Source organism: Thiohalocapsa marina, from assembly GCF_008632335.1.
GTDB classification, from domain to species: Bacteria; Pseudomonadota; Gammaproteobacteria; order Chromatiales; family Chromatiaceae; genus Thiohalocapsa; species Thiohalocapsa marina.
In genome coordinates, this window is the sequence record NZ_VWXX01000002.1 from 12,419 (window position 1) to 34,867 (window position 22,449).

Annotated in this window: 15 protein-coding genes; 5 read left to right on the forward strand and 10 right to left on the reverse strand. The window is 67.3% G+C overall.

The window, feature by feature from the left end:
• Positions 1-7 precede the first annotated feature (7 nt).
• Together recF and gyrB are read left to right on the forward strand one after the other, a co-directional pair.
• Positions 8-1,054 carry a DNA replication/repair protein RecF gene (gene recF / locus F2Q65_RS01590; RefSeq protein WP_150089752.1) on the forward strand — a complete coding sequence of 349 codons (1,047 nt, stop codon included), beginning with the start codon at positions 8-10 and terminating at the stop codon, positions 1,052-1,054.
• A gap of 201 nt (positions 1,055-1,255) precedes the next feature.
• Complete coding sequence (gene gyrB / locus F2Q65_RS01595) at positions 1,256-3,661, forward strand: DNA topoisomerase (ATP-hydrolyzing) subunit B (RefSeq protein ID WP_150089754.1); 2,406 nt, start codon at positions 1,256-1,258, stop codon at positions 3,659-3,661.
• A 168-nt stretch (positions 3,662-3,829) separates the two neighbouring features.
• On the opposite strand, the gene F2Q65_RS01600 is transcribed toward gyrB, so the two are convergent.
• From F2Q65_RS01600 to F2Q65_RS01620, 5 genes are all read right to left on the reverse strand, one after another.
• Positions 3,830-4,555 (reverse strand): lysophospholipid acyltransferase family protein, encoded by a 726-nt coding sequence (locus F2Q65_RS01600; protein WP_150089756.1) that lies wholly within the window; start codon positions 4,553-4,555, stop codon positions 3,830-3,832.
• 71 nt (positions 4,556-4,626) lie between these two features.
• Complete coding sequence (gene gmhB, locus F2Q65_RS01605; protein ID WP_150090205.1) at positions 4,627-5,178, reverse strand: D-glycero-beta-D-manno-heptose 1,7-bisphosphate 7-phosphatase; 552 nt, start codon at positions 5,176-5,178, stop codon at positions 4,627-4,629.
• A 56-nt stretch (positions 5,179-5,234) separates the two neighbouring features.
• Entirely contained in the window at positions 5,235-7,340 is a 2,106-nt protein-coding gene (glyS, locus tag F2Q65_RS01610; RefSeq protein WP_211353920.1) for a glycine--tRNA ligase subunit beta, read from the reverse strand.
• Positions 7,337-8,323, reverse strand: coding sequence for a glycine--tRNA ligase subunit alpha (glyQ, locus tag F2Q65_RS01615; RefSeq protein ID WP_150089758.1), 987 nt, complete (start codon positions 8,321-8,323; stop codon positions 7,337-7,339). Before glyQ ends, glyS begins: the two co-directional genes overlap by 4 nt.
• A 66-nt stretch (positions 8,324-8,389) precedes the next feature.
• Entirely contained in the window at positions 8,390-9,922 is a 1,533-nt protein-coding gene (locus tag F2Q65_RS01620) for a helicase HerA-like domain-containing protein (RefSeq protein ID WP_170265440.1), read from the reverse strand.
• Between the two features lie 150 nt (positions 9,923-10,072).
• Between F2Q65_RS01620 and F2Q65_RS01625 the strand changes: the two genes are divergently transcribed.
• The gene (locus F2Q65_RS01625) at positions 10,073-10,702 is read left to right on the forward strand and encodes a hypothetical protein (RefSeq protein WP_150089762.1); all 630 of its coding nucleotides are present in this window, start codon (positions 10,073-10,075) and stop codon (positions 10,700-10,702) included.
• Positions 10,703-11,010: 308 nt separating this feature from the next.
• On the forward strand, positions 11,011-11,580 hold the full coding sequence (locus tag F2Q65_RS01630) for a peptidylprolyl isomerase (RefSeq protein ID WP_386114152.1): 570 nt from the start codon (positions 11,011-11,013) through the stop codon (positions 11,578-11,580).
• Positions 11,581-11,642: 62 nt separating this feature from the next.
• Here the strand turns inward: F2Q65_RS01630 and F2Q65_RS01635 are convergent, their stop codons facing one another.
• From F2Q65_RS01635 to F2Q65_RS01655, 5 genes are all read right to left on the reverse strand, one after another.
• The gene (locus tag F2Q65_RS01635; protein ID WP_246155901.1) at positions 11,643-11,975 is read right to left on the reverse strand and encodes a hypothetical protein; all 333 of its coding nucleotides are present in this window, start codon (positions 11,973-11,975) and stop codon (positions 11,643-11,645) included.
• Positions 11,968-13,350 (reverse strand): metalloprotease PmbA, encoded by a 1,383-nt coding sequence (gene pmbA / locus F2Q65_RS01640; RefSeq protein ID WP_150089766.1) that lies wholly within the window; start codon positions 13,348-13,350, stop codon positions 11,968-11,970. The genes F2Q65_RS01635 and pmbA overlap by 8 nt, the downstream gene beginning before the upstream one ends.
• Positions 13,351-13,397: 47 nt before the next feature.
• Positions 13,398-14,843: a metalloprotease TldD gene (gene tldD / locus F2Q65_RS01645; RefSeq protein WP_150089768.1), complete on the reverse strand. Its 1,446-nt coding sequence runs from the start codon at positions 14,841-14,843 to the stop codon at positions 13,398-13,400.
• A 163-nt stretch (positions 14,844-15,006) separates the two neighbouring features.
• The gene (locus F2Q65_RS01650) at positions 15,007-15,834 is read right to left on the reverse strand and encodes a carbon-nitrogen hydrolase family protein (protein WP_150089770.1); all 828 of its coding nucleotides are present in this window, start codon (positions 15,832-15,834) and stop codon (positions 15,007-15,009) included.
• Positions 15,835-15,933: 99 nt separating this feature from the next.
• The gene (locus F2Q65_RS01655) at positions 15,934-20,328 is read right to left on the reverse strand and encodes a YhdP family phospholipid transporter (RefSeq protein WP_150089772.1); all 4,395 of its coding nucleotides are present in this window, start codon (positions 20,326-20,328) and stop codon (positions 15,934-15,936) included.
• 564 nt (positions 20,329-20,892) lie between these two features.
• Here F2Q65_RS01655 and F2Q65_RS01660 point away from each other — a divergent pair.
• Positions 20,893-22,446, forward strand: a complete 1,554-nt coding sequence (locus F2Q65_RS01660; RefSeq protein WP_150089774.1) for a thymidine phosphorylase family protein — start codon at positions 20,893-20,895, stop codon at positions 22,444-22,446.
• Positions 22,447-22,449: the final 3 nt, after the last annotated feature.

Consider the following 22,449-nt stretch of genomic DNA (forward strand, 5'->3'; position numbering starts at 1 on the left):
AGGGGTCGTGGCCTGGATCGAACATCTGCGGATCCGCGGATTGCGGAATCTGGCCGCGGTCGAGCTGAGCCTTTCGGAAGGGCACGTCTGCCTGGTCGGCGGGAACGGGGCCGGCAAGACATCGCTACTGGAGGCGGTCTACCTGGTCAACAGGGGCGGCAGTTTCCGCGGCCGCAGACACGGACCGGTGGTGATGCATGGGGCGGCTGGTGCCAGCATCGATCTGGCCGGCTATCAGGGCGGACATGCAGTCAGGCGCCAATGGCGTTCGGAGCTTGGAGTCGTAACCCGGGAGACAGGGTTACCGGTCAGGCTGGTCGGTTCGGCGATGCATGCGCTGGTGGAGGGTGATCCGGAGCTTCGCCGCCGCTTCATCGACTGGAACGTGTTCCACGTGGAACATGGCCTGGCGGAGCTACGAAGCCGATTACGTCGGTCTGCTGCCCAGCGCAACGCCTGGTTGCGTGCCGGCGGTCAGGGCGCTGCGATCTGGGATGCCGAGTATGCCGCCGCCCTGAGCATCCTTGCCAAGGTGAGGGCCGACCTTTTAGACCGGCTCCGGCAGGCATTTCATACCCTTGCACTTGAGCTGGGTGTTCTGGATGGACTCGAGCTCGTCTGGCGCTCTGACATCCCGACGGATCCCGATCAAACCTTGGCCGTGCTCCAGCGACAGCTCCCCGGGGACGTTGGCCGCGGCTATACCTACCTTTCCGCCTCGCGCGGTGATTTCTGCCTGCAGAGAGACGGGACAACCTGGGTAGGCTCCCGCGGCCAAAACAAGACGGCCGGCGTACTGTTGCAATTGGCCGCGGATCGGGTGGTGCGGGAACAATATCCCGAGCCTTCAATCTGGCTGGTTGATGATCTGCCGGCTGAACTGGATCGAGAGCGACAGGCATTGTTGTACGGCGCCATACGCGCCGCGTCGACACAGGTGCTGAGTACCGCGTTGGAGTCGCCTGGCAGCGCAGTCAGACAGGCCGGCATGCAGGTGTTCCACGTGGAACATGGAACAGTACGGTCGATGCCCAGCCTGCGAGCGGTGGTCTGACGTATCCGCCAACCTCGCTCAAATTTGCCTCTGCGACGAAGCGAGCGCTGCTTGGAAAGTCACCGGGCAGTCGTTGCCGCACCATCGCGCCCCATCGTCCCGGAAGTTCCAAAAACGCGGTATAATCAGGCGCTTGATGCGGATCTCCCTCCGCATGCAACCCGCAACCCCCGTCCTTTCCTCACCGGCTGTCCCTCACGCATGTCCTACGATTCGTCAAACATCAAAGTACTCCGCGGCCTGGATGCCGTTCGCAAGCGCCCCGGCATGTATATCGGCGATACCGACGATGGTACCGGCCTGCACCACATGGTGTTCGAGGTGGTGGACAACTCCATCGACGAGGCCCTGGCGGGGTATTGCAGCGATATCCTGGTGACCCTGCATGCAGATGGCTCCGTGACAGTGGCAGACAATGGCCGCGGTATCCCGGTGGACATCCACCCGGAAGAGAATCGTTCAGCGGCCGAGGTCATCATGACGGTACTGCACGCCGGCGGGAAATTCGACGACAACTCCTACAAGGTGTCCGGCGGACTGCACGGTGTCGGCGTCTCGGTGGTGAATGCCCTGTCGGAACATCTGCGGCTACAGATCGACCGCGATGGCATCCGTTACGAGCAGGAGTTCAGGCTCGGCGAGCCGCAGTATCCGTTGCGGGAAATCGGCGCAGCCACAGGCAGTGGTACGTCCATCACCTTCAAGCCCTCCGGCACCATCTTTACCGATCTCGAGTTGCATTACGAGATCCTGGTGAAGCGCCTGCGAGAGCTGTCGTTCCTGAACTCCGGGGTCAAGATCCGCATTCGGGACGAACGCACCGACCGCGAGGCCACCTTCGAATACAAGGGCGGAATCCGCGCCTTCGTCGAGCATCTGAACCGAAACAAGTCGCCGATCCATCCCAGCGTGTTCTACTTCACGGCGGAGCGGTCAGAGGTGACGGTTGAGATCGCGCTGCAGTGGAACGACTCCTACCAGGAGTCGATCTTCTGCTTCACCAACAACATCCCGCAGAAAGACGGCGGCACCCATCTCGCCGGCATCCGCGCCGGCTTGACCCGTACCCTGAACCAGTACATCGAGCGCGAGGCGCTGGACAAGCACCAGAAGACCCGCCCGGTGGGCGACGATGCCCGCGAAGGCCTGACGGCCGTAGTCTCGGTCAAGGTGCCGGACCCCAAATTCTCCTCCCAGACCAAGGACAAGCTGGTCTCGTCGGAGGTCAAGAGCGTGGTGGAATCCCTGTTGGTGGAATACCTGGATGCCTTCCTGGAGGAGAATCCCGCCGAGGCCAAGGTCATTGCCAACAAGATGCTGGAAGCGGCCCGCGCCCGTGAGGCCGCCCGCAAGGCCAGGGAGATGACCCGCCGCAAGGGCGTGCTGGACATCGCCGGCCTACCCGGAAAGCTGGCGGATTGCCAGGAAAAGGATCCGTCCAGTTCCGAACTCTTCATCGTCGAGGGCGACTCCGCCGGCGGTTCCGCCAAGCAGGGTCGCGACCGGGCCTTTCAGGCGATCCTTCCGCTGAAGGGCAAGATCCTGAACGTCGAGAAGGCCCGTTTCGACAAGATGCTGTCGTCGGCGGAAGTCGGCACACTGATCACCGCCCTGGGCTGCGGCATTGGACGGGAGGAATACAACCCGGACAAGCTGCGCTATCACCGCATCATCATCATGACCGACGCAGACGTGGATGGCGCCCATATCCGCACCCTGCTGCTGACCTTTTTCTATCGCCAGATGCCAGAGCTGGTGGATCGGGGCCATGTCTACATCGCCCAGCCACCGCTATACAAGGTGAAGCGCGGCAAGCAGGAAGATTATCTACTGGACGACGGGGAACTGGGCGCCTCGCTGATCGCCGCGGCGCTGGACGGCGCGAGCCTGTCGGTTGCCACCGGTGCGCCGCCCATGACCACAGTCGCGCTGGAGGCGCTGGTGCGGGACTTCCAGATCTACCGCGCCATGGTCACGCGCCTGTCCCACCGGCATGACCCGCTGTTCCTGGCGGAACTGGTCAACCGGCCAAGGTTGACCGCGGACATGCGCGCGGACCCTGAGGCGATCATGGCGTGGCTGGGCCCTCTGGTGGAGCGGCTATCCACCGGCAGCGGTCCGGCGGTGGACTACCGGGCGCGTGTGTTGACGGATGCGGAAGATCGCCCGGAGAGCATCGAGCTGATTCGCCTGGTCCACGGTATTCCCGAGACACGTCTGGTGCCGCTGGACTTCTTCGATTCGGTGGATTACGGCCGCATCGCCGGTCTGAGCGATCAGCTGGGAGGACTCATCGAGCCGGGTGCCATGGTTTCCCGCGGCGAGCGTTCTGCCGCGGTGGCTGACTTCGCCGAGGCCTACGACTGGCTCATCGGCGAGGCCAAACGTGGATATCACATCCAGCGCTACAAGGGCCTTGGCGAGATGAATCCCGAGCAGCTCTGGGACACCACCATGGATCCGACCACCCGTCGCCTGCTGCGGGTCACCATCGAGGACGCGGTGGCCGCAGATCAGATCTTCACGACGCTGATGGGCGAACAGGTGGAGCCGCGGCGGGCCTTCATCGAGAGCAATGCGCTGGATGCGGAGAACATCGATATCTGAGATCTGCGTAGCGAACGATCATCGGTGCTTGCCGATACCCACCCCGCTAAAGGTGCGGCGAAAAAATGGATGGCAGTTGTCCATAAGCCTCCCTGCGTGCGCTTTGCCTCCCCTGTTGCGCTGCGGTCAATGGAACTGCGGCAAGGCTGCAAATTTGCAGGTGCTGCCTCAGTCGCCTGCCTGTTGAGGCAGTGATTCCACGGTGGAATTGATCCATTCCTCGCTTAAGGCATTCAGGGTCTGGGCCGAACGGCCCTCGGCTGCGATCGGCGGGCCGATGACCACCTGGATGCAGCCGGGCCGCTTTCTGACCCCGCGCCGCGCCCAGAACACCCCGGCGTTATGGGCGATGGGCACGATGGGTACCTGGTTGCGCTCCGCCAGAATGGCGCCGCCGATGGTGAATGCCTTGCGCTGACCCACGGCCACCCGGGTTCCCTCCGGAAACACCAGGATCGATCGGCCGGCGTCCAGATGCTGCTTGCCCTCGGCAAGCAACTGTCGCATGGCCTTGCGCCCGGCGGAGCGATCGATGGCAATAGGATCGAACGCCCGCAAGGCCCAGCCAAAAAAAGGTATCTGCATCAATTCCTGTTTCAGCACCCAGACCTGAAGCTTGGGGATGACCCCCGGCAGGGCGATGGTCTCCCAAGCAGATTGATGTTTCGACAGCAGGATGCAGGGTCCGTCCGGCAGGTTCTCCAGCCCGCAGATCCGATAGTCCAGCCCGCACACCAGCCGCAATGTCCGTAAAAGAAAGCGCGACCAACTGCGCGAAAGGCCCTGCAACCGGTCCCGGGACATCCAGCGAGACGACACCATGATCGCCAGGGCGTAGGCGATCACGGCCAGGATCAGAATCGCAAAGAAGACGAGCGAACGCAGAGTCACCATGGTTGACGATACCTCGAACGTTTGTGGAGTCTGCTGGCCGGGGCCAGCCGTGCAGGCCGGAGGGTGGGATCCTATCGCGCAGGATCCGGATAGGTGCGCAGGATCAGGTCGACGGCAGCTTGCAGGTCATCCGCAATCGGTATTCCCGCCAGCGTCTCGGGCAAGGTCTGTTCCGTCCGCCTTCCCTTGCCGGTGCGGACCAGGATCGGCGAGGCGCCGACACCGACGGCCGCTTCCAGGTCCCTGAGGGAATCGCCCACCACCGGCACCCCTGCCAGCGGCCTGCCGAGGCGCCGGCCGAGTTCCAGCAGCAGACCAGGCGCCGGCTTGCGGCAGCGGCACCCGTCCCCCGGGCCATGGGGGCAAAAGGCGATGGCATCCACATGGCCGCCCAGGTCCGCCAGGCGGCGCATCATCTGCTGGTGAATGGCACCGAGGGTATCGATGTCGAACAGGCCGCGGGCAATGCCGGACTGATTGGTGGCAACGGCCACGGTGAAACCGGCGTTGCCGAGCGTGGCGATGGCCTCCAGACTGCCTGGGATGGGTAACCATTCCTCAGGTGACTTGATGAAGGCATCCGAGTCCTGGTTGATGACCCCGTCACGGTCAAGGATCACCAGTCCGGTGGTTCCGCTCCCCGGCAACCCTATCCGCTGCTGCAGCAACCGCGAGACCACTAGTGCAGTCGCGAGATGTCCGCGGTCAGCAGGAACAATTGCTCGAGCGATCGCAACAAGGCCAGTCGGTTGCGTCGCAGCTCGGCGTCGTCCGTCATGACCATGACCTGGTCGAAGAACTGGTCCACATCCTCCCGCAATCCGGCCAGGGTGCGCAGCATGCCTTCGTAGTCCTGCGCCGCGTGCATCGGCGCAAGCCGCGCCCGCATCTGCTCAACCCCCTGGGCCAGCCGCCGTTCGGCCTCTTCCTGCAGGCCTTCCGGACGCACGGTTGTATCGATATCGGCAGCGATCCCGTCGCCGGATTTCTTCAGGATGTTGCGGATGCGCTTGTTGGCAGCGGACAAGGCCTCTGCGGCCTCCAGCTGGCGGAAGGCCGCCACCGCAAGGATCCGCCGATCGATGTCGCTGGGCACCTGCGGCCCCAGGCTCAGCACCGCATCCACCACCTCGGCGGCGACGCCCATGTCGCCGTAGTAGCCAGGCAGCCGCTCCATCATGTAATCGAATACCTGGGTTACGGCGTCCTCCGCTTCCACCACGCCCCGATAACCGAAGGCGGCCTGCCACAGCAGATCCTTCAGGTCCAGGGCCAGCGGGGTTTCGATCAGGATGCGCAGCACGCCGATGGCCGCCCGGCGCAGGCCGTAAGGGTCCTTGACGCCGGTGGGTCGCTGACCGATGGCGAAGATGCCGACCAGGGTGTCCAGCTTGTCCGCCAGGGCCAATGTGCGCCCGGCATCGCTGGTGGGCAGCCGGTCACCGGCATGGCGGGGCAGATACTGTTCTTCCATGGCGGCGACAACACCGGGCCGTTCGCCGTCGTGCTGGGCGTAGTAGCGACCCATTGTCCCCTGCAGGCTGGCGAACTCACCGACCATGGCGGTCACCAGGTCGCATTTGGCCAGCTCCGCCGCCCGTTCCGCCTCGTCCTGGTCGTAGTCGAGCAGGCCTGCGATGTGCCGCGACAGCCCGGCCACCCGTCGGGACTTGTCCAGCAGGCTGCCCAGCTTGTGCTGGAACACCACGGAACCAAGGGCATCGCGTCGGTCGGCCAGCGGGGTCTTGCGGTCCTGCTCCCAGAAGAATCGCGCATCGGCAAAGCGCGGGCGGATCACCCGTTCGTTGCCGGCGCGCACCAGGTCCGGGTCACGGCTGCGGATGTTGGCGATGGTGATGAACCAGGGCATCAGCGCGCCGGTGTCGTCGAATACCGGAAAATACTTCTGGTTCTTCTGCATGGTCTCGATCAGCACCTCTGCCGGCACCTGCAGAAAGTCCGCATCGAACCGGCCGAGCAGTGCCGTCGGCCACTCGCACAGGGCCGCAACCTCGTCCAGCAGGTCGTCCGGCAGATCGGCATGGCCATGCACCGAGGCCGCCAGTTGCAGTACCTGCTCCCGGATCGCCTGTCGGCGCAGTTCAAGGCTGGGCTCCACCGACGCGGCCCGCAGTGCCTCGGCGTAGGCCTCCGGCCGCGGGATCTGCACCCTGTCTGGATGATGGAACCGGTGACCGCGAGAGCCTGTGCCGATGTCCAGCCCCAATACCCGGCCGGGCACCGGCTCCGCCCCAAGCAGGCCGCAGACCCAGTGCACTGGCCGCACGAATTCGGCATCGCCGTCTCCCCAGCGCATCCGCCGGGGGATCGGCAACCGGCCCAGGGCCGCCTCCACCAGTGCCGGCAGCAGCGTGAGGGTGCGTTCTCCCGTGGCCTGCTGCCGAAAGCACAGCCATTCACCCTTGTCGGTCTGCTCCCGATCGAGGGCGTCCACCTCGACACCGCAGGAACGGGCAAACCCGAGCGCCGCCTTGCTCGGTTGTCCCTGGGCATCGAACGCGGCTGCCAGCGCCGGGCCTCGGCGCAGCGTCTCCTGGTCCGGCTGGCGCACCTGCACATCCTGGATGATCACCGCCAGCCGCCGGGGTGCCGCGAAGCGCTCCAGATTCCCGTGCCCGATGCGCTGTTCCGTCAATTGGGTGCTCAATTGATCGGCGAAGGCCTCGGACAGCCGTTTCAGGGCCGTTGGCGGAAGCTCCTCGGTGCCGATCTCCACCAGCAGGCTGGCGGTCTGTTCGCTGTCAGGGTTCTGGTCTGCGTTCACGCGCGCGCCTCCTGCTGTGCTGTTGTCCGTGCAAGGCCTTCCTGCGAGGCACTTTCCTGGGTAGGGGTGTCCGACCGGCTCTGCGACAGCATCGGGAATCCGAGCTGCTCGCGGCTCTGGTAGTAGGCCTCGGCCACGGCCCGGGCCAGGGTCCTGACACGCAGGATGAAGCGCTGACGCTCGGTCACAGAGATGGCCCCGCGCGCGTCCAGCAGGTTGAACAGGTGGGACGCCTTCAGCACCTGCTCGTAGGCCGGCAGCGGCAGACCGGCCTCCACCAGGGCCGCGCTCTGCTGTTCGCAGACGTCGAACTGCCGGAACAGGGCCGCCACGTCGGCGTGCTCGAAATTGTAGGCGGACTGTTCGCGCTCATTCTGCAGGAACACGTCGCCGTAGGTCACCACGCCGGCGGGGGTGCGGGCCCAGACCAGATCGAACACGCTCTCAACGCCCTGCAGGTACATGGCGATGCGCTCCAGGCCGTAGGTGATCTCGCCGGTCACCGGCCGACACTCCAGCCCGCCGACCTGCTGGAAGTAGGTGAACTGGGTCACCTCCATGCCGTTGAGCCAGACCTCCCAGCCCAGGCCCCAGGCGCCCAGGGTCGGCGACTCCCAGTTGTCCTCGACGAAGCGGATATCGTGCACCAAGGGGTCGATCCCCAGCATGCGCAGGGAGTCCAGGTACTGTTCCTGGATGTCGAGGGGCGACGGCTTGAGCACCACCTGGTACTGGTAGTAGTGCTGCAGGCGGTTCGGGTTCTCGCCGTAGCGTCCGTCCGTCGGTCGCCGGGACGGCTGCACATAGGCAGCATTCCAGGGCTCGGGGCCGATGGAGCGCAGGAAGGTTGCCGGGTGAAAGGTGCCGGCCCCCACCTCCATGTCGTAGGGCTGCATGACGACACAGCCGCGGTCGGCCCAGAATTGCTGCAACCGGAAGATCAGATCCTGAAAACTGGGGACATCGGGGGATGAAGTGGCCAAGGGAAACACCAGGCTGGATAATCAAGGGCCTGCATTGTATCGGTTTCCTGCCGGGCTGAGCCAGTATCAGCGCCGTCGCGCGCCGCCGAACAGCGAACCAAGCACACCACGCGCCAGTTGTCGGCCGATCTGGGTGCCCAGCGAGCGCATGGTACTGACGACGAATGCCTCCATCGGCGTCTGGGCCTTGCGGCGCGAAGGGCTTCGGTCGCGCTGCCGGGCAGCAGCCGGGGCATCGTCCTCCGCCGCCCGGGCGGCCTGCTCGGCCATGTCGCGCAGGCGCTCGTAGGCGGATTCCCGATCGACAGGCGTTTCGTAGACCCCGGCGACCAGTGAGCCGGCCATCAGGCGCCGGCGCTGTTCTGCGCTGATGGGGCCGAGCTGGCTCCCGGGCGGGGCGACCTTCACGCGCTGGACCACGGTCGGGACACCGTCCGCGTCGAGGGTGGAGGCCAGCGCCTCACCAACGCCGAGGGCGCTGATGGCGGCCTCGGTGTCCAGCGCCGGATTGGGCCGAAAGGTCTGCGCCGCGGTCCGCACCGCCTTCTGCTCCCGCGGGGTGAAGGCCCGCAAGGCATGCTGAACGCGGTTGCCCAGTTGCGCCAGGATCCGATCCGGGATGTCCATCGGGTTCTGGGTCACGAAATAGACGCCGACCCCCTTGGAGCGGATCAGCCGCACGACCTGCTCCACCTTGTCGGTCAGCGCTGCAGGGGCGTCATCGAACAGCAGGTGCGCCTCGTCGAAGAAGAACACCAGCCGCGGTCGGTCCGGATCGCCCACCTCCGGCAACTGTTCGAACAGTTCCGACAACAGCCACAGCAGAAAGGTGGCGTACAGCGCGCGATGCTGGATCAGCCGCTCTGCTGCCAGCACATTGACCAGCCCATGCCCCTGTTCATCGGTCTGCATCAGGTCCGCCAGGTCGAGTGCCGGCTCGCCGAACAGCCGGTCGCCGCCCTGATCCTGCAGCTTGAGCAGACGGCGCTGGATAGCGCCGACGGAAGCGGCGGAGACATTGCCGAAGCGGGTCCGCAGCGACGCCGCATTGTCCGCCACATGCACCAGCATGGCCTGCAGGTCCTTCAAGTCCAGCAACAGCAGCCCGTTGTCGTCGGCGACCCGGAAACAGATATCGAGCACGCCCTCCTGGACCTCGTTCAGTCCAAGCAGACGCGCCAGCAGCAGCGGCCCCAGTTCGCTGATCGTGGTGCGTACCGGGTGGCCCTGTTCACCGTACAGGTCCCAGAAGGTGACCGGACAGGGCCCGTAGCGAAAGCCGTCGGCCTCCAGGCCCAGCTCTCGCACCCGGGCCTCCACCCGGGGGTTGTCGCCCCCGGGCTGGCTGATCCCGGCCAGATCGCCCTTCACATCCGCCAGCAGCACCGGCACGCCGAGACGGCTGAACTGCTCCGCCAGGCTCTGCAGCGTGACTGTCTTGCCGGTGCCGGTAGCGCCGGCCACGAGGCCATGACGATTGGCCATGCGCGGATGGATCCACACCCGGGACTCCATGCCCGGGCCTGTGACAGAACTTGTGACAGGCCCTGCGCCTGTATCAGGCGCCGCGCCCTTGCCGATGAGAATGCCGTTGTTCATGAACCGGTATGCCCCTTGCCCTGTGTGGATGCGTGCGCAAAACCTGCCGCGGCTTGCGTATATACTGTCCGTTGTTCATCGACCGAAACAAGTATAGCGTCCACGCGATCCGAACTGACTCCAGACGGCCGACGCCGGGGGACCACGCGCATGTTCTATGCCATCGACGACCAGCAGAAACGCCGTGCCAAGAATCCGCACGAGCTGGCCATGGTCAACCTGATCCTGTTCAACCTGGCGGCCGGGATCGCATTGCTGGCAGGTTCCATGGCCGAACCGGACTCGGTGCTTGCCCGATACAAGTGGCTCGCGGTGGCGGTACCGCTGGTCCTGTCCATGGCCCTGATCCTGTTCACCTGGTGGCGAGCCGCCCGGTCGCAGCGTGAAGGGCCCTGGTTCGTGGCAGTGCACTGGCACCTGGCGGCGCGGCGCTATCGGGCGCTGCTGGCGGCCTATGTGGTCAGCGCGGCGGTGGTCAGCCTCGCCTTCGTCGGCGGTCACGAGCACAAGGATCTGGAGCAGCGTATCGCCCAACTGCCGCCGGCCATGCAGGCGATGGAGCGGCAGAAGCTGGAGTCTCAGGACATGGGCTCCGCCATCTGGGCGCGCATCGGCGTCGTGCCGCTGCTGCTCACGGTCATGGCGCTGATCATGCTGGAATCCGGTGCCCTCTACCAGGCCGGCCGCGGCGAAGTGCCCGACGGCCTGCTGCAACGCCAGCCGCCGCCGGAAGGGCTCGCCGGCTCGGCCACACCGACCACGACGGAAACCGGGGGCTGACGGATCGGAGCGCCCGCAATTTCAAATTTGCTGCCTTGTCGCAGCGCGATTTACCGCAAAGACACAGAGAACGCGAAGCGCACGCAGAGAAGCTGAGGATAACGCTGGCTGGTCTCTGTGTTCTCCGGGCCTCTGCGGTTTGAATTTGGAAGTGCTGCCGGAACGCCCGCGCAAACCGCATGCGCGTCCATAACGGGTATACTTTGCCGCCCCACGCAGCACCGACGCGGTGCTGCTGACAAATGGCAGCATCCAGAGCCGCCAACCAGATTCACTACCCAGATCCATCAACCAGAGGAATTCGATCCGTGAAAAAACGCTCCGCCCTCGCCCTCGCCCTGTCCGTTGGTCTCGCGGGATCCGCGCTGGCCGCAGACCCCGCCGACAATCCACGGGTCGCGCTGGATGTCAGCATCGGCGGTGAGCCCGCCGGCACCGTTACCCTGGAACTCTTCAGCGACGTGGTGCCCAAGACGGCGGAGAACTTCCGCGTCCTCTGCGCCGGTGAGCAGGAAGACATGCGCTACGCCGGCAGCCCGTTCCACCGCATCATCCCCGGCTTCATGATCCAGGGCGGCGACTTCACCCGGGGCAACGGCACCGGCGGCAAATCGATCTACGGCGACCGCTTCGAGGACGAGAACTTCCAGCTCCGCCATACCGAGGCCGGGCTGCTGTCCATGGCCAATGCGGGGCCGAACACCAATGGCTCGCAGTTCTTCATCACCGTCGCGCCGACCCCGTGGCTCGACGGCAAGCATGTGGTCTTCGGCAAGGTGGTCGACGGCATGGACGTGATCAAGACCATGGAAGAGCAGGGCTCCCGCAGCGGCCGCACCAAGGAGCCGGTGGTGCTGGAGGCTTGCCGCGTCCTATAACCTGCGGTCAATCCACAGGCCAGGTCACACGACCATCTGGGCCGCACAAGAGGCGGCCAGGATTACCCAGACCCGCGCACAGCCCGCTCCATGCGCGCCCGGGCCTCGACCCAGGCCGGGTCGCCGATGCCCTGCACTGTCCATCGCTCCATCAGCCCGTAGGCGATGGGGCGATGCACAGGTGCCAGATCCCGCAGCTTGGTCAGCTTGAACAGACAGCCTGCCCGTTCATACTCCAGGGTATTGGCCAGGGCGTAGAGCGTCAGCGCACTGGCGGATTCCGGCGCCTGCTCGATCACGGCCACGGCCCGCCGCAGCGCCTCCTCCGGGTCCATCAGGCTGCCCTCAGCCGGTCGATCACGCACTTGCTGGTCACTCAGGTGTTGCTCACTCACCGGCCACCATCATCCGGTCGATGAGCCAGGAGCCGGTGGTGGTGCTGCCCGGGAAATCGCAATCATTGCCGATGGCGACCAGGCCACGGTACATGTCCAGCAGATTGCCGGCGATGGTGATCTCCTCCACCGGATGGCAGATCTCGCCATTCTCTACCCAGAAGCCGCTGGCGCCGCGGGAATAGTCCCCGGTGACATTGTTCACCCCCTGCCCCATCAACTCCGTCACATACAGCCCGGTGCCCAGCGCCCGCAACATGCCGTCGCGATCCAGATCCCCCAGGTCGACGCTCAGGTTGCGGGCGCCGCCGGCGTTGCCCGTGGACTGCAGCCCCAGCTTGCACGCCGAGTAATGGTCCAGTAGATAACTGCTCAGCACGCCGTCGGTCACCAGATCCTTCGGGCGGGTGGCGACGCCGTCGCTGTCGAAGGCGGCACTGGCCAGGCCGCGGGGTTTCAGCGGGTCTTCCGATACCCGTACGAATGCCGGCAGGATCTGCTCGCCCAGCCGGTCCAGCAGGAAACTGGTCTTGCGATACAGACTGGCGCCATGGATGGCGCCGGTGAGATGGCGCAGCAGCCCCGCGGCGACCTCGGCGCGGAACAGCACCGGTACCTCGCAGGTGCCCAGCCGGCGGGCGCCGAGCCGGGACAGGGTCCGCTCCGCCGCGCGCCGGCCCACCGCCGCAGGGTCGTCCAGATCCCCGGGCGCCCGCGCCGTGGTCCACCAGTGGTCCCGCTGCATGGCGTCGTCCTGCTTGCCGATCACGGCGCAGCTCAGCCCGTGCCGCGTGCTGGGGTAACCGCCGACGAATCCGTGGCTGTTGCCGTAGACCTGCAGCCCGGCGTGGCTGCTGAAGCTGGCGCCCTCGGAATTGACGATGCGCGGATCCGCGCCGCGGGCCGCGTCCTCGCAGGCGATGGCCAGACGCATGGCCTCGTCGACATCGATGTCCCAGGGGTGGTTGAGGTCCAGATCCGGCAGTGCGCCCGTCGCCATCAGTGACGCCGGCGCCAGGCCGGCACAGGTGTCCTCCTGGGTGTGGCCGGCGATGGCGCAGGCCTTCTCCACCGTGTCGCGGATGGCCCCCATGCTCAGGTCCGAGGTACTGGCGGAACCCTTGCGATGGCCGAAGTAGACACTGATCCAGAGGCCCTGGTCGCGGGTGTGCTCCACGGTCTCGACCTCGCCCAGGCGTACCCCGACCTCGAGCCCGGTACTGGTGCTGACCGCGGCCTCGGCGGCGGAGGCGCCGCGGCGCCGGGCCTCGGCCAGCAGGTCCTGGATCTTCTGCCGCAGCCGGTCCAGCGGTTCTGCAGGATTCGTTGCGGCATCGGTCGCCGGATGCGCGGTGTCGATGTTGCGGTTGTCCATGCCGTCAGACTCCTTGGTTGTTCGGTTTCCGTTTCGCCAGCCCGACCTCAGCCGGCACTGGTGCCGCCGACGGTCAGGCCATCCACCCGTAAGGTGGGCTGGCCGACGCCCACGGGCACGCTCTGACCCTCCTTGCCGCAGGTGCCGACGCCTTCGTCCAGTTTCAGGTCGTTGCCGATCATGCTGACCCGGGTCAGCACGTCCGGGCCGTTGCCGATCAGCGTCGCGCCCTTGACCGGACGGCCGATGCGGCCGTTCTCGATCAGGTAGGCCTCGCTGGCGGAGAAGGTGAACTTGCCGGAGGTGATGTCCACCTGGCCTCCGCCGAAGTTCACCGCGTACAGGCCCTTGTCCACCGAGGCGATGATCTCTGCCGGATCCCGGTCGCCGGCCAGCATGTAGGTGTTGGTCATGCGCGGCATCGGCAGATGGGCGTAGGACTCGCGACGGCCGTTGCCGGTGGTGGGCATGCCCATCAGACGCGCATTGAGCCGGTCCTGCATGTAGCCCGTCAGCACGCCGTCCTCGATCAGCGTGGTGCACTGGGTCGGCGTGCCCTCGTCGTCGATGTTCAGCGAGCCGCGCCGGTCGGGCAGCGTGCCGTCGTCCACCACGGTCACGCCTGCGGCGGCGACGCGTTCGCCCAGGCGACCGGCGAAGGCCGACGTACCCTTGCGGTTGAAGTCGCCTTCCAGCCCGTGGCCGATGGCCTCGTGCAGCAGCACCCCGGGCCAGCCGGCGCCGAGCACCACGGTCATGCTGCCGGCGGGGGCCGCTTCGGCCTCCAGGCTGACCAGGGCCAGGCGCACCGCCTCGCGGGCGTAGCCCATGGCCCGGTCGCCGTCGAGGAAGAACTCGAGGTCGCGACGGGCGCCGCCGCCACTGTGGCCCTGCTCGCGCCGGCCGTCCTGCTCCACCACCACGTTGACATTCAGCCGCACCAGCGGCCGCACATCTGCACTCATGCGGCCGTCGTCGCTGATCACCAGCACCGTGTCCTGCACCGCGACCAGGCTGGTCACGACCTGGGTCACACGGGGATCGGCGCGCCGCGCCTCCGCGTCCACCCGGTGCAGCAGCGCCACCTTGTCGGCGTCGTCGAGGGTACCGATGGGATCAAGCGGTGCATACAGCCGATGACCGACCGGCACGCCGCTGATGCGTATGCGGCCCGCGTGCCCGCCGCCGGCGATGGCACGGGCGGCCCCGGCGGCCTGCTGCAGGGCCGGGAACTGCAGCTCGTCGGAATAGGCAAACCCCGTCTTCTCGCCGGCCACTGCACGCAGCCCGGCGCCCTGTTCGATGTGGAAGTTGCCGTCCTTGATAATGCCGTCTTCCAGCACCCAGGACTGCAGCCGGCTGCTCTGAAAATAGATGTCTGCGGCGTCGATGGCCGGGCTTTGCAGGGCGCCGACCAGCCGGTCGAGTTCACGGTCGCCGAGACCGGCTGGGGTAAGGATCCGATCCCGGGCGATGGCTAGGGTGTCATTCATGGAACAAAGGGTACAGAAAATGGGGCGGTTACGAGAATTCGGCTTCGCGGGCTGGATACCGGCCCGCCCAGTATGGGTCAAGCACTCTGGGCCAAGAATTACGGGCCAAACAGTGTGGGCCAAAAGCTGATGGCCCTGCGCATATCAAGCAGGTGAACCCGCCTCAGCCGCATTTCAATCGTCGATGCTCCAGCGTCGGGAAGCGGCGGCGCACGGCGGCCTGGTAGTCCGGGTCGATGCGACCCGAGATCCAGCCGCTGCCGCGGGACATCTGCGCCAGCACCGTGCCCCAGGGATCCACGATCATGCTGTGCCCGTGGGTCTCGCGGCCGCTCAGATGATAGCCGCCCTGGGCCGCGGCGATCACGTAGGACAGGTTCTCGATGGCCCGGGCGCGCACCAGCGTCTCCCAGTGCGCCTTGCCGGTCAGGGCCGTGAAGGCCGACGGCACCGCCAGCAACTGCATGCCGTCGGCCTGCATCCGGCGGGTCAGCTCCGGAAAACGCAGGTCATAACACACCATGACCCCCAGACGCCCGAACGGTGTGTCCACCACCACCGGCCCGTCGCCGGGCTCGATCACTGCAGACTCCTCATAGCGCTCGTCGGCGCCCGGCAGACTGACATCGAACAGATGCATCTTGTCATAGCGCGCCACCCGCTCGCCGCGGTCGTTCAGCACCAGCGTCGCCGCGCGCACCCGCTCTCCTGATGCCGTGGCCATGGGGATGGTGCCGCCCACCAGCCAGACACCGAAGCGGGCGGCGGTGCGCGCCAGGAAGGTCTGCAGCGGACCCTCGCCCTCGGGCTCCGCAAGCGGCAACAGATCCGCATCCCGTTTGCCCATGAAGGCGAAATTCTCCGGCAGCACCACCAGGCCGACGCCGGACTCCGCCGCCGCGCCGATGACCCGCTCCACCTCGATCAGATTGGCGTCGACATTGGGCCCGGAGGCCATCTGCACCGCCGCAACAGTCGGATGGTTGTTCATGTTGATTCAAAACCTATGCAGACGCTGATGTATTCGGTGTTTTCGGAAAGGCGATGCAACCACAGTCGCTCAAGCGACTCACGATGCAGCAGTGTCCCGTCAGAATCCCTCCAGAAAGGGATTGTCATCCCTGGGCAGATTGGCGCGCCCCTTGTCACCGGACCGGGCCGTGTCGGCTGGCACGCCTTTATCCGGCTGCTCGGCAAACAGATCCGGCACGGACTGCGCGCCCCCGGCGCCCGCCACCCGGTGGAACTCCGGCTCGCGCCAGGGCCCGGTGACCCGATACTCGAAACTGCCCAGCCGGTCCATCGCCCCGCCGCTCACGCGATCCGCCAGCAGCACCGCGGCGCCCACCAGCGGGCCTCCCGCCACCGCGCTGGCCAGCGCGACCCCGGTGCCGATCTTCGGCGTCACCCGCACCGACTGATCGAACCGCTGCTGCACCAGATCGGTGGAACCGCTGACGCGGATATCCGCCGTCGGAGACTTGATCGCCAGCCGGTCGATGCGCGCCTCGCCATCGGCGATGGTCAGTTTGCCGGAAATGGAATCGAAACTGTAACCCTGCACGAAGACATCGCTGAAATCCAGGCTCAGCCGACGGCGCAGCGCCCCCAGATTCAGCACCCCCAGCATGCGGCCCACCCCCGGTTCAACCTGGGTCAAGCGGCCGGCGCCGATGTCTGCACGCACCGTGCCCTGGAGCCTGTCTATGGTCAGCGCGCCGGGGCCGCCGGGCCAGCCCAGCGCCAGATCTGCGGTGGACGGGGCGCCGCTGATGTCGCTGAAATAGCCCATGCTGCGCAGCCACTGGCCCAGGTCATCGCTCTGCAGCTCCAGCCGCAGTTCGATGCGGCTGCCATCTTCGCCATCCGCAAGGATCCAGCGGCCATCACCCTGCAGGGTCGCCAGGGGCCCGTCCAGCGACAGTTCCGACAGTCGCACGCCGTCCGGTACCGGCTCCGTCGTCAGGCGCAGCCGCCCCAACGCCCGGTTGTCCTGATGCAGGTCGTCGATCGCCAGCGCGATGCGACCGACCCGGCGCGGGTCCTCACGCCTGTTGGCGGCGCCCGCCTTGGCACGGGCACCGGCATCGGCGGATGCATCCGAACCCAGCCAGGGCGCCAGGTCCAGGGTTTCCAGCCGGATGTCCAGGGCCTGGTTGCTGTCCGGCGCCGGCAGTTCGATCTCGCCCCCGCCATCGGCGCTGGTAAAGCGCAGCAACCAGCCACCAGCGGGGGTGGCGTCGACCTCCGCCTCCAGATCACGCCAGCGCAAGGCACCCAGATCGATGCGCTCGCCGCGCAGCCGCGAGTTCAGCAGCGGCAACCCCGGCGGATCCTCCGGTCTGCGGCGCCAGATGTCCGTATTGGCCGAAACCCAGCGCAACCAGGGATCCAGATCCACCCGCGGCAACGTGCCGCCGAGCACCAGCCCGCGTGCGCCCGGCAGCCGTGCCGGTGGGCCATCCATCCCGATCGCCGCCCGTTCCAGCCGCAGCCCGCCGGCCTCCGTCGGGGCCAGTCCCAGCAGCGCGCCGAAGCCGCCACCGGCGACCGCGTAGTCCACCGCCACCGGCATCGGCCACCGACCGTCGTAGCGGCTGGAGAGCGTCAACGTCCGCAACTGGTCCGCCGGCTTGCCCAGCGGCGCCGGCAGCGCCAGCGCCAGGCCCTGCAGGTCCGAGCGCAGCGTCAGATCCAGCGGCAGCGTGCCGTCCGCGGCCGTGTCTGCGTTGTCCAGCGACACCAGCAATCGCCAGTCGGTCTCGCCGCGGGCGATCTGCCAGGCCCGGTTCGGCAGATCCCGTTGCAGCCTGTCCACGCCGGCCCGGGTATCGATGGCGATCTCGGTGCGCGCCTGTTTCGTGCCGCCGTCGAGAGTGCGCACGCCGATGCGCAGCGGGAGCGGCTTCCGATCCGATTCCGGGTCAGCGTTCAGGTTCGCCAGCACGTCATCGGCCCACAACCCCAGGTTGTCGAAGCGCAGCGCCCCCGCCAGCCCGCCGAAGCGCAACCCCAGGGGCCGCAGTGTCGCGGCCGCGGACCCGTCCAGGGCCACCGATCCGGCATAACGGAACGGCAGCGCCTTGTTCAGCGGTATGCCGAGTTCCAGCTCCAGGTCGATGTCGCCGGTCACGTCGAACACCTGCGCGACGCCGCCGAGGTGCGCCGCCAGCGGCGTCTCCGACAAGATGCGCAGGCCGTCGTCGGCAGGTCCGGTACCCTGACCGCGGACCTCCAGGGCGTGCGGCTGCCACAGATTGGGCAACGAGACCTGCCCCGCCAGGATCTCGCTCTGCAGCAGCCGCGCGCGGTCGATGTCGATGGCCAGGCTGCGGTTCTCCAGCCGCAGGGTGGCGTCCACCTCTTCCAGCCGGGGCCAGCCCGGCAGCAGGACCGGCTCGGCGCTGCGCAGGCCCGCCTGGTCAGGCGCGGCCGACGCCGTGGCCGAACTCGCAGTCGCCGCCGATGCCGGTCCGGCTCTCGGTTCAGATATCGGCGTCGTTTCCGGTGCCGCTTCTAGGGCTGGCGCCAGCTTTGGCGGCTGATAGTCCAGGATGCCGTCGTACAGCCGCAATGTGAGCAGGAAGCGCCCGTCCTGATCGTCGAACGGAAAGGCCTCGGGCCTGCCCCGGAACAGGATGTCGCCGGATTCCACCCGCACCGCCACGATCGCCTGCTCCAGCCACGCGATCAGCTTCTCGTGCATGATGCCCACCGGCAGGTAGCGCGGCATCGCTGCGGCATGATCGGTACCCGGCCGGCCGGTGATGTGGGTGTGCAGATCAATGAACGGGCTGGCGCCGGAGGAATGCGCGCACAGGCTGACGCGGCTCACCGTCTGCAGCTCGGCCGTATCCGCCTGCAGGGCCGAGGTCCAGACATGGACCGAGCCGGCGGGCATCGGCCGCCAGTGCAGCGTGCCCGCGACGCGCTCCAACCGGCTCGGCTCCGCCATCAGTGGACGCAGATCCAGCTGCAGGTCGCGACCGCTGACCCGGGCGGAGCCGGACTCCGGCGTCAGATCCAGTGTCAGGTCCAGCCCCTGAAACGGCGGCAGCGGACCTGCGCCGTCGGATCCCAGGTCCTGTAGCTGGGCCTGCAGACGCCAGGCCGCTGCCCCGAACGGCATCGGCATCTCTAGCGGTTCTGGCGCCGCAGTCGACAGAGATGCCCGTTCAGAGACCGACCCGGAGGCTGTTCTGGAGATCGGTGTAGGACCTGGCGCAGAGACCGGTCCAGATGTCGATCCCGGCACGGCCTCCGGCGCCAGGTCCACGTGCAGTGCCAGGGCCGCCAGTTCGCCATCGATCGTGCCGCGCAACCAGGGCGCCACGGCCTCCGGCAGCCGGTCGTCGAACAGGCCGATGACCCGAACCAGGGGCGCGATGGGCAAGGTGCCGACGCTGGCGGTCAGCTGCCGAGGCCGCGCTGGCGCGGGATCCGCCGGCACGGCGTACGCTGGCCCGTCGCCGGATGGCACATCCCCTGGCGCTGAACCTTTGGGGGCGCGCTGCAGGTCGACGCTGAGCCGCGTACGCCGGGGCGCCAGCAGGGTGCCGAACAGATCGAGCTCCGCCACCTGCAGCTGCCAGCCGTCCGCCTGCTGGCGCCAGCGGCCCAGAGCGCGGACATCCCCCAGTTCCAGCACGCGATCCGTATCGGTGCGGCGCAGCACCAGCCCGTCCAGGCGGAGGCGGTTCAGCGATTCGGTGAGGTGGCCGTCCTGCAGCCGGTTCCAGCTGGTCAGGCGCACCGCCTCGGTGGCCAGGCGCAGATCCCCCGGCAATTGTCCGCGCAGGACCCGCGCCAGATCGCCACCGCGCCAGTCCGCATCGATCTGGCCGGACCAGCGCGAGGGCTGGCCCGCCGGACCACTGAGTTCGCCGCGCAGCAACAGCTCGGTGTCGGCGTCGCCGGCCGGCCGGGCACGGGCCTGCAGCCGATGGATGTGCCCATGATTGACCAGATCCAGACGCTCCAGATCGAAGCGCAAGGTTGGCGCCGCGGCGAAGCTGTCGGTCCAGTACAGCACGCTGTCGGTCAGGCTGAAGCGCCCTTCATCCAGAAAGAAGGCCATGGCGCCGGGGTCGTTGCCGGGGGCCATGGCATCCAGACCGCGCAGCGTGATGCGCCCCTCGGCGCTGCGGCGCAGCTCGACTCGTGCCCCCACCAGGGTGACACCGTCGATGCGCGGACGCAGGGCGCGCAGACTGGCCGACAGATCCAGATGCAGGCGCAACGCGCGCACCTGCAGCAGGGGTTCGCCGTTGAGGCGGTCGCGCAATTCCGCGTCCGCCAGGCTCAGGGTTGGCTGCAGCCGGTCGAACGCCAGGCGCAGCCCGCCGACGCTGAGCTGAACGTCGAGGCGTTCACCCAGCGTCTCTGCCAGTTGCCCGCGCAGACCATCCGCATGGGGCAGCCAGGCGCGCAGGCCGAAGAAGAACAACGCCAGCAATGCCAGCAGGACGGAGGCGGTCCTGGCCACCAGCGCCATCTGCCTCAGCCAGGATCGCCAGCGTGATCCCGGCGGCATCGATCCACCAGACCGCCCCGAGCCACCCGGCAGCAGCCGGGATGCCACGGGCCTTGGCGATTCGACTGCGGTTTCCGGATTCATCGCCCCAAAGGGTACCCCCAGCGGCGGTCAGCCGCTAGTGGCCAGCCGCCAGCCTCCAGCCTCCAGCTGCCACCATGACCGTAGCAGCCTGCGTGGGTTGGGTGCCGGCGATCGGGGGTCTCGATCGCAGGGATGCGATCGTGAAGCCTCCAAGGACGGATTCACGGCGTCCCCCGATCGCCGGCACCCAACCCGCGCAGGCGTTTGGTACCACCCAGGGCAAGCGCCGCACCCAACCCGCGCAGGCGTTTGGTACCACCCAGGGCAAGCGCCGCACCCAACCCGCGCAGGCGTTTGGTACCACCCAGGGCAAGCGTCGCACCCAACCCGCGCAGGCGTCAGCGCAAAACCCAGGTTGTCACAAAACATCCCCACGGAAAGCGAACCCCGCAGACCAGGTCTAGAATGAAAACAGACACAGCGAGGCCGCCCATGACCGACATTCCGGCAGAACCACCCGCCGACACCCTGAAGCTACGACCCGTCGCCATTGACACCTATCGCGAGAACGTCGCCTACCTGCACCGAGACTGCGCCATCTACCGGGCCGAAGGCTTCCAGGCCTTGGCCAAGGTAGAGGTCAGCGTCGAACAGAACCACATCCTGGCCGTGCTCAACGTCGTCGACGACGCCGCCATCGTCGGTCCTGACGAACTCGGGCTGTCGGAGCAGGCCTTCAGTCAGCTGGCGCAGGAGGCCGGGACCCTGGTGCGCATCGCCCAGGCGGAACTGCCCAGTTCCATCGCCGCCGTGCGGCGCAAGGTCGCCGGCGAACGGCTGTCCGCCGACGACTTCCTCGCCATCGCCCGCGACATCGTCGAGAACCGCTACGCCAAGACCGAGATGGCCGCCTTCCTGATCGCGTCCGGTCAGGCCGGGCTGGACCGCGACGAGGTACTCAGCCTCACCGTTGCCACCGCCGCCTCCGGCGACCGGCTGGACTGGGACGAGGCACTGGTGGTGGACAAGCACTGTATCGGCGGCATCCCCGGCAACCGCACCTCCATGATCGTGGTGCCCATCGTCGCCGCCCACGGCATGCTGATCCCCAAGACCTCCAGCCGCGCCATCACCTCGCCGGCGGGCACCGCCGACACCATGGAGGTGATGGCCCGGGTGGAACTGCCGCCGGAGCGGCTGCGCGAGATCGTGCACAAGCAGCGCGGCTGCATGGCCTGGGGCGGCACCGCCCGGCTGGCGCCGGTGGACGACATCCTGATCTCGGTGGAACGGCCGCTGGGCATCGACTCCCAGGGGCAGATGGTGGCCTCGATCCTGGCCAAGAAACTGGCCGCCGGCTCCACCCACCTGCTGATCGACATCCCGGTGGGTCCCAGCGCCAAGGTGCGGCACATGCGCGAGGCCCTGTCGCTGCGCAAATTGTTCGAGTTCGTCGGGGACCGGCTCGGGCTGCACCTGGAGGTCATCATCACCGACGGCCGCCAGCCGGTGGGCCGCGGCATCGGTCCGGTGCTGGAGGCGCGCGACGTCATGCAGGTGCTGGAGAACGACCCGCAGGCGCCGCCGGACCTGCGACAACGGGCGTTGCGCCTGGCCGGACGGGTGCTGGAATTCGATCCGGACGTGCGCGGCGGCCATGGCTTTGCCATTGCACGCGACATCCTCGACTCCGGGCGCGCACTGAAAAAGATGCACGACATCATTGCGCAACAGGGCCCGCAGCCCGAGATCCCCCAGCCCGGCCACCTGACCCACGAGCAGTGCGCGCCGCGGGCGGGATTCGTGGTGGCCATCGACAACCTGTGCCTGGCGCACATCGCGCGCCTGGCCGGTGCGCCCTATGACAAGGGCGCCGGCGTCGACGTGATGAAGAAGCTCGGCGACCCGGTGCGCCAGGGCGAGCCGCTGTACCGCATCCATGCCGAGTTCAAGGCGGACTTCCAGTTCGCCATGGCCGCCAGCAACAAGGCGGACGGCTACCACATCGGCGACGCGCCGCCCGAGTCCCGCGCCTTCGTGGAGTGAGCC

Excerpts from the sequence above, each read along its gene's own strand:
- gyrB (WP_150089754.1), top strand. The coding sequence starts at position 1,256 with ATGTCCTACGATTCGTCAAACATCAAAGTACTCCGCGGCCTGGATGCC.
- F2Q65_RS01600 (WP_150089756.1), bottom strand. The coding sequence starts at position 4,555 with ATGGTGACTCTGCGTTCGCTCGTCTTCTTTGCGATTCTGATCCTGGCC.
- F2Q65_RS01620 (WP_170265440.1), bottom strand. The coding sequence starts at position 9,922 with ATGAACAACGGCATTCTCATCGGCAAGGGCGCGGCGCCTGATACAGGC.
- F2Q65_RS01625 (WP_150089762.1), top strand. The coding sequence starts at position 10,073 with ATGTTCTATGCCATCGACGACCAGCAGAAACGCCGTGCCAAGAATCCG.
- pmbA (WP_150089766.1), bottom strand. The coding sequence starts at position 13,350 with ATGGACAACCGCAACATCGACACCGCGCATCCGGCGACCGATGCCGCA.
- tldD (WP_150089768.1), bottom strand. The coding sequence starts at position 14,843 with ATGAATGACACCCTAGCCATCGCCCGGGATCGGATCCTTACCCCAGCC.
- F2Q65_RS01650 (WP_150089770.1), bottom strand. The coding sequence starts at position 15,834 with ATGAACAACCATCCGACTGTTGCGGCGGTGCAGATGGCCTCCGGGCCC.
- F2Q65_RS01660 (WP_150089774.1), top strand. The coding sequence starts at position 20,893 with ATGACCGACATTCCGGCAGAACCACCCGCCGACACCCTGAAGCTACGA.